Below are 12,936 nucleotides of genomic sequence, written 5' to 3' on the forward strand. Positions count from 1 at the left end.
GGGATCACCACGTGAACGGACTCAACGTACTACTCACCGGCGCCTGCGGCAGAATCGGCAAGACATTTTTCCAGGCCTCGAAAGATCGCTACTGCTTCACGCTCACTGACCGCATCGCGCCGGATTTCGACCTGGGTGAACACCGCTTCGTACACGCCGACCTCAGCGATAAATCCAGCCTGGCGACCCTGCTCGAAGGCATCGATGTGATCGTGCATCTGTCGGGCATCCCCCATGCCAGCGCCTCGTTCGACGAACTGCTGCCCAATAACATCCTCGCCACCACCTACCTGTTCGAAGCCGCCGTGGCCGCCGGCGTGCAGCGTCTGGTATTTGCCAGCAGCGCGCAAACCATCGAAGGCTACCCGGTGGATCGCCAGATCACCCCCGGTATGCCGGTGATGCCCGCCAACCTGTATGGCGTAAGCAAATGCTACGGCGAGGCCCTGTGTGGCTACTACGCAGCCAAGACGCCGCTGTCGACCATCGCCCTGCGTATCGGTGCCTTTGAACTCTCCGAAACCCACGACCTGAACAACGCCCGCGACCTCAGCGCCTGGCTCAGCCCGCGGGATGCCGTGCAACTGCTGCAACGCTCAGTGGAAGCCGTCGGCGTGAAGCACCTGATCGCCCACGGTATTTCCAACAACCGCTTCAAGCGTCTGGATTTGAGCGAAACCACACGTGTGCTGGGCTATCAACCGCTGGATGATGCGTTCCAGGTATTTGAAATCCCCATCACTTACTGAGTTTTCACCATGCCCGCCCAATCCACCACCGACGGCCTCGACCCACTCCGCGCCGCGCATATCAGCGCACGCATTGATCGCCTGCCCGCCGTGGCCACCGTGTGGCGCCTGGTGGCGCTGCTGTCCATCGGCGGTTTTTTCGAGCTGTATGACCTGTTCCAGACCGCCTATATCAGCCCCGGGCTGATCAGCGACGGCATTTTCCATACCGGCAGCCAGGGCGTGTTTGGTTTTTCGGACCAGGCCGCGTTCGCCTCGGCGACCTTCCTCGGCCTGTTCCTCGGCGCCAGCCTGCTCAGCCCCATCGCCGACCGCTTCGGACGCCGGGCAATCTTCACCTTTGCATTGATCTGGTACACCGTCGCCACGGTGCTGATGGGTATTCAAACCTCCGCCCTGGGCATCATCTGCATGCGCTTTGTGGTGGGCATAGGCCTGGGCATCGAACTGGTGACCATCGACGCCTACCTCTCGGAACTGGTGCCCAAGCGCATGCGCAGTTCGGCGTTTGCCTTCGCGTTTTTTATCCAGTTTCTATCGGTGCCGGCTGTGGCCTTGATGTCGTGGTGGCTGGTGCCCCAGGCGCCGTTCGGCATCTCCGGCTGGCGCTGGGTGGTGTTGAGCAGCGCAGTGTTTGCGCTGTTTATCTGGCAACTGCGCAAGCGCCTGCCGGAATCACCCCGCTGGCTGGCGCAGAAAGGCCGCTTCGAAGAAGCCGGTGCGATCATGGACAAACTGGAAGTACGCTGCCTGAAAGATCACGGCAAGCCCTTGGATGAGCCGCAACCCGAAGCCATCAGCGTTCAGGGCAGCGGGCGTTTCGCCGATATCTGGCAACCGCCCTACCGGCGCCGCGCCTTGATGCTGATCGTGTTCCATGTGTTCCAGGCCATCGGTTTTTTCGGCTTTGGCAATTGGTTGCCGGCACTGCTGTCGGGCCAGGGCGTGAGCGTGACGCACAGCTTGATGTACGCCTTTATCATCACCCTCGCCTACCCGCTGGGGCCGTTGCTGTTTGTGAAGGTGGCCAACCGCTTTGAAAACAAATGGCAGATCGTTGGCTCGGCCATGGGCGCCGTGATATTCGGTAGCCTGTTCGCCCTGCAAACCACCGCGCTGGGGCTGGTGTTCTGCGGGGTGATGATCACCTTCTGCAATGCCTGGCTGAGTTTTAGTTACCACTCCTACCAGAGCGAATTGTTCCCCACCAATATCCGCGCACGGGCGGTGGGGTTCTGCTATTCGTTCAGCCGCTTGTCTACGGTGTTCAGCAGTTTGCTGATCGGTTTCATCCTCGAACACTTAGGCACGCCGGGGGTGTTGGCATTTATCGCCAGCAGCATGTTGATCGTGATGATCACCATCAGTTGGTTCGGGCCGCGTACGCGTAATCTGGCGTTGGAAAATATTGCCCATTGACCACCGTCGGCGCTCGATACCGTCCGTCAGTGGAGTGACTCTACTGTCAACTTTGACAGTAGATCGTAATGCCCCATTGCCGCTTTACTGATGACCAGGCGTTCCCGTGGTGGGCCGCCATTGGAAGGTAACCCGGATTGAACATGGACCAGAGCGAACACGCTTCAGCAGGATGGCTTAAATCCACAGGGTTCGAAGGTGAAATAGATACCAGCAACGTCGTGTATCGCCAATCCAGTACCGGACGCTGGATCGCCCTGGATGGACGCCAGCCCAGTCAGGGTGGCGACTTTATTGGCATTCAAATCGACTTTCCCAAGGATCAGCCCCCAGGTCCGATTACCGTGCCTCAACCTTGGCCAAGAGACGTTAACGTCAGCTATTTCCGAGAAACAGCCTTCGGCCATCGCACCTCCTACCGTGCAAAGAGCGGCACGCTTGACTTGCGCAGCTATGACGGGAATACAGGCTATGCAGCCGGCACTTTCGAAATCACTGCTGATGTCGAAGGCACGGACCATTCGTTCAATGGCTCGTTTGATATTCGCACCGTACAAAACAGCTAGCCAGCGGCAACGATTGGTCTCTACGCGGTCATCGCTTGCCGCCTGAAGCGTCCGCCTACCCGCCGCTACTGTGTTGGATCGTCGGCACACTTTTTGCTCCAGCTGTCGCACCGACCATTTGCACAGGTGACCGATCATGCTGGTTAACAACAACACTCAAGCCATATCGACCGTCCAGCAACTCAAGCGCCCCGACATGGACCCCGCCAACGCCGCCGCCAGCGCGCTTTACAGCGGTGCCCTGCAAGTTGCGCAGCAAAGCGTCACGCTACCGGCAGCGCAGAAGGCGCTGGACAAGGCCGGCGACCGTATCGACGAGGCCTTCGCCAAGACCCGTGTGCAACTGCAAGCCACGGCGCCCAATAGCGATGTACCGGCAAGCAACGCTGCCGGGTCAGCACGCAGTGAGTTCACCGACTACATGACCAAGACCCCGGCCGAGCGCATCCGCGACCAGTTGCTCAAAGAACGGGGCCTGACCCTGGAGGAACTGAACGCCCTGCCGGTGGAGGAACAAAACGCGTTTGCCAAGCAAGTGTCCGAGCGGCTCCAGCAGCAGCAACAGCAACAGGTAGCGGCGAAGACGGCTGACCCGCAGGCACAGGCAGTCAAAGAAACCCTGGCTGCAATCTAAGGCCATCCCCTGTAGGAGCGAGCTTGCTCGCGAAGGTCGTCAACGATGACGCGCACATCCAGAATGAACGCGGCGTTCTTGAGTTTTTCGCGAGCAAGCTCGCTCCTACAGACGGCTTTGCTGCTATTGCAGTTGCAGCGTCGAATTGAACTGACTGATTGCATCCACCACATGCCGCGAGCCTTCCTGGATCTCCAGGATCACCTGCCCCGCTTCGTTGGCCAGTTCCACCCCAAGCCCCGTGCGGCTCAAGCTCGACTGCATGCTCGTCACCGCACTCAATGACAGGTCGTGGTTCTTGCGCACCACCTCCACTATCTCCACCGTCGCCTGGCTGGTGCGGGCCGCGAGGCTGCGCACTTCATCGGCCACCACTGCGAACCCACGTCCATGCTCACCAGCCCGCGCCGCTTCAATCGCGGCGTTGAGCGCCAGCATATTGGTTTGTTCGGCAATGCTGCGGATGGTCTGCACGATGGCGCCGATGATGTCGGACTGTTTGTTGACCGCATCGATGCTGTGGGCAGCCTGGTTCAAGTCGCTGGAGATGGCCTCGATAATCTGTACCGTTTGCTGCACCACCTGCGAGCCCTTGCGGGCGCAGGCGTCGTTTTGTACGGAGGTGGCGTGGGCCGAATCAGCGGCGGTGCGCAGGGTGGTGACCTGGTCGGTGATGTCGCTGGCAAATTTCACCACTTTGTACAGACGCCCATTGGTATCGAAGATCGGGTTGTAGGACGCCTCCAGAAACAGGGTCTTGCCGTATTTGTTTTTACGCTCGAAGCGATGGGAGTGGTATTCGCCACGATTGAGTGAGGCCCAAAAGGCTTTGTAGGCCGGCGACTCCACTTCATTGCGATGACAGAACATGCTGTGGTGCTGACCGATGATTTCCTCACGTGAATACTGCACGGTGCGCAGGAAATTGTCGTTGGCGTTGAGGATCTGACCCTGTGGGGTGAACTCGATCACTGCCATGGAGCGGCTGATGGCGTCGATCAGGCTTTGGTTCTCGTGTTCATGGTGTACTCGCGCGGAAATATCCGACGCCACCTTGATCACACTGCGCACCTGATGGTCGCTGTCCAGCACCGGCATGTAGCTAGCTTCAAGCCATACCTCTTCACCGCGCTTGTTCAAACGCATGAAGGTGCCGCTGAGCGCTTCGCCCCGCGCCAGGTCGCGCCATAATTTGCTGTATTCGTCGGTGTGGGTGTAGGCCTCATCGCAAAAAATGCGGTGATGTTTACCGCGGATCTCATCGACGCTGTAACCCATGCTCTTGCAGAAATTTTCGTTGGCTTCGAGGATCACGCCTGTGCGATCAAACTCGATCATCGCCATGGAACGGCTGATGGCTGCGAGCTTGGCATTGGCTTCGGTGAGAGCACAGGAAAAACGCTGGATTTCTTGCAGGTCGGATTTGTGCTGGCGGTTGAACATGGTCAGATCACCCTTGAGTCCCGGCGCCTGAACGGCGCATTCCATTCTTGTGTTGGTAAACCTTCACGGGGAAATAACCATTCAAAACGCTTTATAGGCCAAGCATCATTAACGGTCCCGGGTGAGCATAGACAGGGGTTGGCGCTATGCAAGGCCACTAATCAGCCAGCATTGCCAGCAGGGCGCTGGCGGCGCGCACCCCATGTTCTGAAATGCGCTCAATCGATGAAAGGGGGCTTATTCGGGCTTGAAGACAATCTGCTGCACGTCGACCTTTTTCGGGATCAGGCCGTTGGCGAAAAACAGGTCGGCCGTGCGCTGCTGGTTGGCGATGTCGATCGCCTGTAACGGACGGATCGGCGCGGGCGAGCGATGCTCGAAGTAGCTTTTGACCACCGCCGGTGGCAGGCCAAGGGTGCCGGCCATCAACGCGATGCTTTCATCGGGTTGGTCGAGTGACAGGCGCTGCGCCTTGCCGAGGGTCTGAATAATGGCGGTAATGGCCTGGGGATGTTGCTGGGCGAACGGGCCGTTGACCACAAAGAAACTGCCTGCCGGGTTAAGACCCTGACCATCACCCAGCACGCGAGCGGAGCCGTCGACCACCGCGGCCGAGTAGTACGGGTCCCAAACTACCCAGGCATCAACCTTGCCTTGTTCGAAGGCGGCACGGCCGTCGGAAGGCGACAGGTACACCACGTTCACGTCCTTCCATTGCAAACCGGCGCGCAGCAGGCTCTTGAGGAACAGGTTGTGTGCACTGGAGCCCTTGAGCAACGCCACGCGCTTGCCCTTGAGCTCGGCGACGTTCTGCACCGTGCTGGCCTTGGGCACCAGCACCGCTTCGGTCTTGCCCTCATTGGGCTCGACGGCGAAGTACTGCAAGTCGATGCCAGCCGCCTGGGCAAAGATCGGCGGAATGTCACCAATATTACCGATGTCCAGGCTGCCCGCATTGAGTGCCTCGATCAGCGGCGGGCCACCAAGGAATTCGGTCCATTGCACCTGGGTACCGGGCAGCGCAGCTTCGAAGAGCTTGTGCTCACGGGCGAGCACCATGCTCACCGAACTTTTCTGGTAGCCGATGCGCAGGGTGGCAGGTTCGGCGGCGAGCGCAGGCTGGGCCAGGACGGTGAGCGCCAGCAGCGAACCCCCAAGCAGGTTTTTCAGTTTTTTCATGGATTGCCTCATGGTCGTGATCGTGAGCGGGTTGGCCGTGTGCAGTGAGTCAGACGTGGCATTCATTCCAGGCGCAACCGCAGGCGGCCGTTAAGGGCGCGGGCCATGTAATCACTGACCGAGCGCTGGGAAATTCCCAGTTCGGCGGCGATCGCGGGGTACGTCAGGCCATTGAGTCGGGACAACAGGAACGTCGCCTTGACCTGGCCCGGCAAGCCGTCGAGCCACTGGTCGACGGCTTGCAGCGACTCGCACATCTGGGCCAGGTTTTCGGGGGACGGCACGCTGAAGGCTTCATCGTTATCCAGGGCATCGAGATAGGCGCGCTCCAGGTCACGTCGCCGCCACAGCTGATACATCAGGCGCAGGGCAATCGTGGTGAGCAAGGCACGGGGCTGGCGGATCGGGACGCCGTCGAGTGCGGTCAGGAGCTGGACAAAGGTGTCGGCGGCGATGTCTTCGGCGTGTGCACGGGAATCGAGGTGACGATACAAGCGGCTGCACAGCCAGGCGTAATGGCGGTGGAACAATGCGCCTACGTAAGCGCGATGAGAGGTGTCGGCGCCGGACATAGTGGCTCCTTTTGAGTAGGTTGCGCGTTATGTCCGGTGTTCCGGTGAAGCGATCCTAGCAAGGCCGCTTATTCTTTAATAATACTTAAAATGCATTTTTATATAACCTTATTCTAGCACTGTGTAACCAACACTGGCGGCCTGCCGTTGGTAATCCAACAGCACCTGATAGTCCTCTTCAGCGGCGGGGAGTACCGCGTGCACACCGAGGGTTTCCACTACCTGCGGCAAATCCTGCAATGCCAGGTTCATCGCCTCGCGGACCCGTTCCACCTGCACACCGCTCAAGCCTCGTGGGCCGATATAGGGCAAGGTGGGGCTCGGTGCGCTGCGGGTAACGATGCGCAAACCCGCGACTTCCTGGGGTGCGAAACGCATCAGGTAGTCGTAGGTCACGCTGTCGATTGCGGCAAGGTCAGCGCGATCTTCGCGCAGCCAGCGCAGGCTCTCACGGTGGGCACCGCTGATGGCGACGCTGGCAAAAAAACGCCCGTCACGCTGCAACGGTGCCAGGCAGTGGCGCAGCAGGTTCATGCCGCTGTTGGAATCGTGGCCGTTGATCACCCCACGGCTGTTATAGAACTGCGCCAGGGTGATGCGCGGGTTGTCAGCGCGGCTCAGCAACAGGCTGCAGTGTTCGCCATTGCTGCTATGGGGCAGCTCGTAGCGGGGGCGACCGATGACGCGAACCTGGCCACGCAGCTGGGTCATCAACGGGTAGCCGCAGGTTTGGGTGACGAGCAATTCAGGCGCCAGCCACAGGCCGGGCAAGTCGAGGTGGTCGGCGTTGAGCCGACGCAGGCCCAGGCGTTCAATGCTGCGCACAAGCCACTGTTGATTGGCTTGCTCGACGGGCTCCGGGGCGACATACATGCGCAACTCGGCATAGTGCTCACTCATGGGCATCTCTCAGGCAAAAGGGTGCCGGGGGCTGTCGATGGCCTTGAGGCCGTGGCGGCTGATCAACTGGCCGTAGCCCTGCACCAGGAACCCACCGCTGCGCGCGAGCCACTGTTCGCGACGGGCACGATATACCCTGGGCAGCAAGAACCAGGGAAGTTTGGGCAGGTCGTGGTGCACCAGGTGCAGGTTGTTGTTTAGGAACAGCCATCGCCAGGCCCAGGACGCTTCGTTGAGCACCGTGCGTTGTTCCGGCCGGGGGTGGGGGCGGTGTTCATAGTAGGAACGGATCGACGCCAGCGACAAGGCCGGCACGCTGACCAGCAGCAGGTAATGCCACACCGGCAAGACACTGTTATGGGCGATAAACCCCAGCATCAACAGGGTCACGGCGCCGTGGGCCAGCCACATCGGCCAAACCTCTGGCAGGCGTTGCCATTGATCGCGCAGTAAGCGGCTGATGGCCAGGGGTGCCGCCAGCAGCAAGCGACCGACTACAGTCTTGGTCAGCCAATGCACGCTGCGTTGCAGGCGCGAGCTGGCGTCCCACTGCTGTTGGTTAAGGTAGCGGCTTTCCGGGTCGATGCCGGGCAGGGTCAGGTCTTCGTCGTGGTGATGCAACAGGTGGCTGTCACGGTACAGGGTGTAGGGGTACCAAACGGCAAACGGCGCGTAACCGAGCAGTTTGTTCACCCACGGCAAACGAGTGGGATGGCCGTGTAGCAACTCGTGTTGCAGCGACAGCCAGAGGGTCACCAACGGGATCAGCAACAAGGTGCTGCACCACAGCCCCAGCCAGTGGCTGGCAAGCAACACACCGAACCAGCCGGCATACACGCCGAGCAACAGCAACCAGGTCGGCCATTCGGTTCTTGCGGCAAAGGTCGTCGCCAGGGCTTCGATTTCCCGGCGGTGGGTCAGATCAAGGTAGTTGGCCATCGGCAGCTCAGAGCAGGTGTTTCCTGCTCTGTGCAATGAGGCGGGAAAATCTTGCAGATTGTTTGGTTCTAAGCTTGTAACTCAGTGACCGAACAGGCCGGCTTCGGATTTCTTGGTCTTCTTGTCGGCGCGTTTTTCATCCGCGGTTTTTGCCGGCTTTTTCTTCGCGGCTTTCTTTGAATCCATACCTTTGGCCATGATGCGTGCTCCACTAACAGGGGATGTAGCACTGGGTATACCACCTATTGATCGACAGAAGGCGCTTATAATCCCCGGCCCTGACAATGCTGGCCCAACAACCATGCCCGACCTGCACATCGAAACGCTGGCAGAGCCCCTCTGGCCACTGCTGAACAAGTTTTACCGCAGCCACAACTCTTCGATGAGGGCCCTCAAGGGCGGCCGTTTGTGGGTAGCTCGCGACGGCGAGATCGTGGCCGGCTTGTGCTTGAGCCCGGTGGTGGGTGGGCAGTGGCTGACGGGGGTGTTTGTCGACCCGGCCTATCGCGGCCAGGGGTTGGCGGCACGCTTGATTGAGCAGGCGGTAGCCGGAGTGGAGGGTACGGTGTGGCTGCTGTGCCATCCGGATCTGGAGGGGTTGTATCAGCGTATGGGGTTCAGTCAGGACACGCTGCTGCCGCAGTCCCTCAGCGAGCGGTTGGTGCGCTACAAACGGAACAAGCCGATGATTGCGATGGGGTTCTCAGTCACCTGAATGATGCCGGGCAAAAATGTGGGAGGGGGCTTGCTCCCGATGGCGGAGTATCCGTCGCTGAAATGTCGACCGGTCCACCGCTATCGGGAGCAAGCCCCCTCCCACATTGGGACCTCAGGTAGCCTGGTGTTTATTCGTCAGCTGTCGGATCCAATTCCGGGAACATCACTTCGATAAACCCGAACTTGCTGAAATCGGTGATCCGCGACGGGTACAGCCGACCGATCAAATGGTCGCACTCATGCTGCACCACCCGCGCATGAAAGCCGTCGGCAAAACGCACAATCGGCTCGCCCTTGGGATCGAAACCTTCGTAGCGGATCTGCTGGTAACGGTTCACGGCGCCGCGCAAACCGGGCACCGACAGGCAGCCTTCGAAGCCCTCTTCCAGCACCGGGCTCAGGGGCGTGATAAGCGGGTTGATCAGGATGGTCTGCGGTACCGGCGGCGCCTCCGGATAGCGCTCGCTGGCTTCGAAACCAAAGATCACCAGTTGCAGGTCGACACCAATCTGCGGTGCAGCCAGGCCAACACCGCCCACATGTTCCATGGTCTGGAACATGTCGTCGATCAGTTGCCACAACTCGGGGCTGTCGAACATTTCCGGCGGCACCGGCGGAGCGATACGCAGCAGGCGCTCGTCGCCCATTTTCAGGATTTCACGGATCATCGTGGCACTTCTTCAGGGGTGGGCTTGGAGTGGTCCCGGCCTAGGCCCGAGACGTGCTGTTTTTCATCGGTATGACCGGGTTCGTCAAACTCCTTTTCACCTGGGTCCTTGCCTTCGGCTGACATGTGTTCGATCACGGCATTCATCTCCGCACCCAGCAGTAACACGGCGGCGGAAATATAGAAGTACAGGAGCAGGACAATGATCGCGCCGATGCTGCCATACATGGCGTTGTAGTCGGCGAAGGTTTTGACGTAATAACCAAAGCCCAGGGAAGCCACAATCCACACCACCACGGCCAACACCGAGCCTGGGGTAATGAAGCGGAATTTCTGCTCGACGTCCGGCATCACGTAATACATGAGTGCCACGGCGAACATCAGCAGGATCACGATCAATGGCCAGCGCAGGATGGTCCACAGGGTGACGACGAACTCCTGCATGCCGATCTGCCCGGCCAGCCATTCCATGACCTGCGGGCCAAGCACCATCAGCGCAGCGGCGGCCAGCAACATGCCGGCAATGCCGACGGTGTAGAAAATCGACAGCGGAAAACGCTTCCAGATCGGCCGGCCTTCGACCACGTCGTACGCGGCGTTCATCGCGCTCATCATCAAACGTACGCCCGCAGAGGCGGTCCACAGCGCGATGACGATACCTACCGAGAGCAAGCCACCCTTGGACTGTTGCAACTGGTCGATGACCGGGTTGACCTGCTCCAGCGCCTGGGGCGGCAACACCAGCTCCGACTGCAAGCGCAGCCAGGTGAAGAAGTCCGGCAGATGCAGGAAACCGATCAGGGCAATCAGGAACAGCAGGAAGGGAAACAACGAGAACAGCATCTGATAGGCCAGTGCCGAGGCGTAGGTAGGCATCTCGTCATCGACGAATTCCGTGACGGTGCGTATCAGCACCTTATGCAGCTTGAGACCATCGAGTACCGGAAAAATCATAGCGTCTCCTTTCGCCGCAAAGAGGTTGAGTTCGTGGGCGACTCAGGGGCCGTTTTCTACATCAAAGTAGCCCATTTGGCGACTTTGAAACAATTTCCAAAATTTAGTTGCAACAGTTCACACAAAAACGGCCATCCGTGGATGGCCGCCATACTGCTGGGCAAAACCAGCAGAACGCCTTATTCGGTGGCTTTTTTCACCGCGTCCTTGGTTTTCCCGACTGCTTGCTGCGCTTCACCTTTTTTCTCTTGGATCACGCCTTCTGCACGCAGTTTGTCGTTGTCCGTGACTTTGCCGATACCCTGCTTGATGTTGCCGACCGCTTCGTTCGCCAAACCTTTTGCCTTATCCGATGTGCTGCTCATGGTATTTCTCCTGGAACAATCGAGGGTTTTGGTCATTACGTAGAGGTTGACCCAGGACGCTTCGGCAGAGTTTCAATTATTTTCGCGAGGCATTTTATCGCCTGCCGCAGGTTTGGCTTTATGTTTTGCGGCCAACCCACGAGAATGCCCGGCACATTCAGGCTGCAACGCTGAATAACAGATCCCGTAGGAAGGTTATGAAACTCAATAAAGCACAGGCTATCGCCCGCAGAAACCAGGAACTGGGCGGTGCCGTACTCGGCGTCAACAACTGCCATTTCACCGACCTGGACCACAAGCGCAATATCTGGTGGTTCGACCTGCCCGTTGCGCGGATTGCCGTGGGCCAGTACGAGTGGATCCATCTGCTGATGCATAACGCCGAGACGGACCAGTTGTTGCACCTGAAAGTGCCGACTGTGTTTCTGCGCGAAAAGCTGGAAGGGTTGGTGGTACGCAATGCGGGCAAGCGCAAGCCGGAGATTACCCTGGAACTGAGTGCCGACAAGGACTCGTTCCTCAAGGATGTGCGCCCGGCGGGTGCCGGCGTGAGCTTTGCCCAGTTCACTCTGTAACCATCGCCCCTAACCGGCGAGAGCGTGACTGCTATACCAGCAGTCACACTCTCGCGCACTTTCAGGCGGTTGCCACTGACCGGCCGGCAATACGCTGAGCCAGGGCGATGGCGAACAGGCAAAACAGCGACATGACCAGTATCCCCATCATCAGCCCCATGGCGGTGCTGGTGTGCCCCTCAGAGAAAAAGAACAGCGCCAGTGCTGCACCCGCCATCTTGATCGCGCCTTGCAGCGCACTCCCGGTACCGGCATGTTTTGCCTGGCCATGCAGACTGATCCCCAACAACAAGGGTGAGGACAGGCCACAGCCGAGAGCGACCAAAAAGCCATACGCCACCAGCGCCGGGGCCGTGACCAACTTGAATGCCTGGAGAACCAGCGGAGCGAGCGCCGCCAACACCGTCAGCGCCACCAAGGACGTCATCAGGATGCGCTCAGGCGAGTAACGATTCAAAAACCGCTTGGTCAGGTAAGAACCCAAGACGATACCCGCAGAGTAGCCAACGAACAGCAGGCCATTTTCCTGGCTCTGCAGATGGAACTGCAATTGATAGATGAATGGGCTCGCGGTGAAGTAGCCGATGGTGATCGCAAACAGTACCGCAGAGACCAGGCTGTAAACCATGAAGTTGAAGTCGCGCAGCAGCACTTTGAAACCCTCAAGCCGTTTGGAAGGCACGCCCTGCAGCGGAGCTGTTTCAACCAGTGTGGCCTTGATAAATACGGCGCCGAGCAGCGTGATCAGGGTCAATGCGTAGAAATTATATTGCCAAGGAAGTGCAGCAGTTATAAAACCACCCAGTACCGGCGCAAGCGCAGGCGAGACCTGGGACGCCATGGAGAACACCGTCAGCGATTTGGACAACTCGGTTTTATCTTTGAACGTATCGCTCAATATTGCCCGGCTTATCACGGGGCAACCGCCAGCACCGATGCCTGTTAACAAACGAAACAGATAGAGCGCCTGAATACTGTCCGCCGTCGACGTCAGGTAATTGCCCAAGGCGCCGAGGGCAAGGGAGACCATAATCACCGGTACCCGCCCTTTTCTATCGGAGATCGGCCCATACACCAACTGGGACAGTGCAAAGCCTGCCAGATAGAAGACCACCAGGTTTTGGGACTGCGCGTCAGTTACCGAAAATACCCGTGCAATCTCCGGCAAGGCGGGGTTGTACAAGTCAATGGAAAACAACCCCAATACCAGGATCAGGCAGGAGTTGGTGATCACCATTCTAGAATTCACGACAGGCT

At 59.0% G+C, this 12,936-nt stretch carries 15 protein-coding genes; 6 read left to right on the forward strand and 9 right to left on the reverse strand.

The window, feature by feature from the left end; genetic code table 11:
- The first annotated feature begins 11 nt into the window (after nucleotides 1–11).
- The 4 genes from IH404_RS21915 to IH404_RS21930 all read left to right on the forward strand — a co-directional run bounded on the left by IH404_RS21915 (nucleotide 12) and on the right by IH404_RS21930 (nucleotide 3,368).
- The gene (locus tag IH404_RS21915; protein ID WP_194439018.1) at nucleotides 12–749 is read left to right on the forward strand and encodes an NAD(P)-dependent oxidoreductase; all 738 of its coding nucleotides are present in this window, start codon (nucleotides 12–14) and stop codon (nucleotides 747–749) included.
- A 9-nt stretch (nucleotides 750–758) separates the two neighbouring features.
- Nucleotides 759–2,168, forward strand: a complete 1,410-nt coding sequence (locus IH404_RS21920) for an MFS transporter (protein WP_122733658.1) — start codon at nucleotides 759–761, stop codon at nucleotides 2,166–2,168.
- A 143-nt stretch (nucleotides 2,169–2,311) separates the two neighbouring features.
- A complete protein-coding gene (locus IH404_RS21925; protein ID WP_122733657.1) occupies nucleotides 2,312–2,734 on the forward strand; it encodes a hypothetical protein in 423 nt (140 codons plus the stop codon).
- Nucleotides 2,735–2,870: 136 nt separating this feature from the next.
- Nucleotides 2,871–3,368: a hypothetical protein gene (locus IH404_RS21930; RefSeq protein WP_194439020.1), complete on the forward strand. Its 498-nt coding sequence runs from the start codon at nucleotides 2,871–2,873 to the stop codon at nucleotides 3,366–3,368.
- A gap of 123 nt (nucleotides 3,369–3,491) precedes the next feature.
- On the opposite strand, the gene IH404_RS21935 is transcribed toward IH404_RS21930, so the two are convergent.
- The 5 genes from IH404_RS21935 to IH404_RS21955 all read right to left on the reverse strand — a co-directional run bounded on the left by IH404_RS21935 (nucleotide 3,492) and on the right by IH404_RS21955 (nucleotide 8,401).
- The gene (locus tag IH404_RS21935; RefSeq protein ID WP_194440703.1) at nucleotides 3,492–4,811 is read right to left on the reverse strand and encodes a PAS domain-containing methyl-accepting chemotaxis protein; all 1,320 of its coding nucleotides are present in this window, start codon (nucleotides 4,809–4,811) and stop codon (nucleotides 3,492–3,494) included.
- A gap of 237 nt (nucleotides 4,812–5,048) precedes the next feature.
- Complete coding sequence (locus tag IH404_RS21940; RefSeq protein WP_277953062.1) at nucleotides 5,049–5,990, reverse strand: aliphatic sulfonate ABC transporter substrate-binding protein; 942 nt, start codon at nucleotides 5,988–5,990, stop codon at nucleotides 5,049–5,051.
- A gap of 62 nt (nucleotides 5,991–6,052) precedes the next feature.
- Nucleotides 6,053–6,562 carry a sigma-70 family RNA polymerase sigma factor gene (locus tag IH404_RS21945; RefSeq protein ID WP_194439022.1) on the reverse strand — a complete coding sequence of 170 codons (510 nt, stop codon included), beginning with the start codon at nucleotides 6,560–6,562 and terminating at the stop codon, nucleotides 6,053–6,055.
- 108 nt (nucleotides 6,563–6,670) lie between these two features.
- A complete protein-coding gene (locus tag IH404_RS21950) occupies nucleotides 6,671–7,462 on the reverse strand; it encodes a PhnD/SsuA/transferrin family substrate-binding protein (protein ID WP_194439024.1) in 792 nt (263 codons plus the stop codon).
- A 9-nt stretch (nucleotides 7,463–7,471) separates the two neighbouring features.
- On the reverse strand, nucleotides 7,472–8,401 hold the full coding sequence (locus IH404_RS21955; RefSeq protein ID WP_194439026.1) for a fatty acid desaturase: 930 nt from the start codon (nucleotides 8,399–8,401) through the stop codon (nucleotides 7,472–7,474).
- A 301-nt stretch (nucleotides 8,402–8,702) separates the two neighbouring features.
- Between IH404_RS21955 and IH404_RS21960 the strand changes: the two genes are divergently transcribed.
- Entirely contained in the window at nucleotides 8,703–9,116 is a 414-nt protein-coding gene (locus IH404_RS21960) for a GNAT family N-acetyltransferase (RefSeq protein ID WP_005790732.1), read from the forward strand.
- Between the two features lie 130 nt (nucleotides 9,117–9,246).
- On the opposite strand, the gene def is transcribed toward IH404_RS21960, so the two are convergent.
- The 3 genes from def to IH404_RS21975 form a co-directional block, all read right to left on the reverse strand.
- Complete coding sequence (gene def, locus IH404_RS21965) at nucleotides 9,247–9,786, reverse strand: peptide deformylase (protein WP_005790734.1); 540 nt, start codon at nucleotides 9,784–9,786, stop codon at nucleotides 9,247–9,249.
- Complete coding sequence (locus tag IH404_RS21970; RefSeq protein ID WP_005790736.1) at nucleotides 9,783–10,739, reverse strand: YihY/virulence factor BrkB family protein; 957 nt, start codon at nucleotides 10,737–10,739, stop codon at nucleotides 9,783–9,785. Before IH404_RS21970 ends, def begins: the two co-directional genes overlap by 4 nt.
- 179 nt (nucleotides 10,740–10,918) lie before the next feature.
- A complete protein-coding gene (locus IH404_RS21975) occupies nucleotides 10,919–11,104 on the reverse strand; it encodes a CsbD family protein (RefSeq protein WP_005790739.1) in 186 nt (61 codons plus the stop codon).
- 197 nt (nucleotides 11,105–11,301) lie between these two features.
- Here IH404_RS21975 and IH404_RS21980 point away from each other — a divergent pair, with 197 nt between their 5' ends.
- Nucleotides 11,302–11,679: a hypothetical protein gene (locus IH404_RS21980; RefSeq protein ID WP_005790741.1), complete on the forward strand. Its 378-nt coding sequence runs from the start codon at nucleotides 11,302–11,304 to the stop codon at nucleotides 11,677–11,679.
- A 61-nt stretch (nucleotides 11,680–11,740) separates the two neighbouring features.
- On the opposite strand, the gene IH404_RS21985 is transcribed toward IH404_RS21980, so the two are convergent.
- Nucleotides 11,741–12,928, reverse strand: coding sequence for a multidrug effflux MFS transporter (locus tag IH404_RS21985; protein WP_005790744.1), 1,188 nt, complete (start codon nucleotides 12,926–12,928; stop codon nucleotides 11,741–11,743).
- Nucleotides 12,929–12,936 lie beyond the last annotated feature (8 nt).

Source organism: Pseudomonas sp. OST1909 (assembly GCF_015277575.1).
Lineage (GTDB): Bacteria > Pseudomonadota > Gammaproteobacteria > Pseudomonadales > Pseudomonadaceae > Aquipseudomonas > Aquipseudomonas synxantha_A.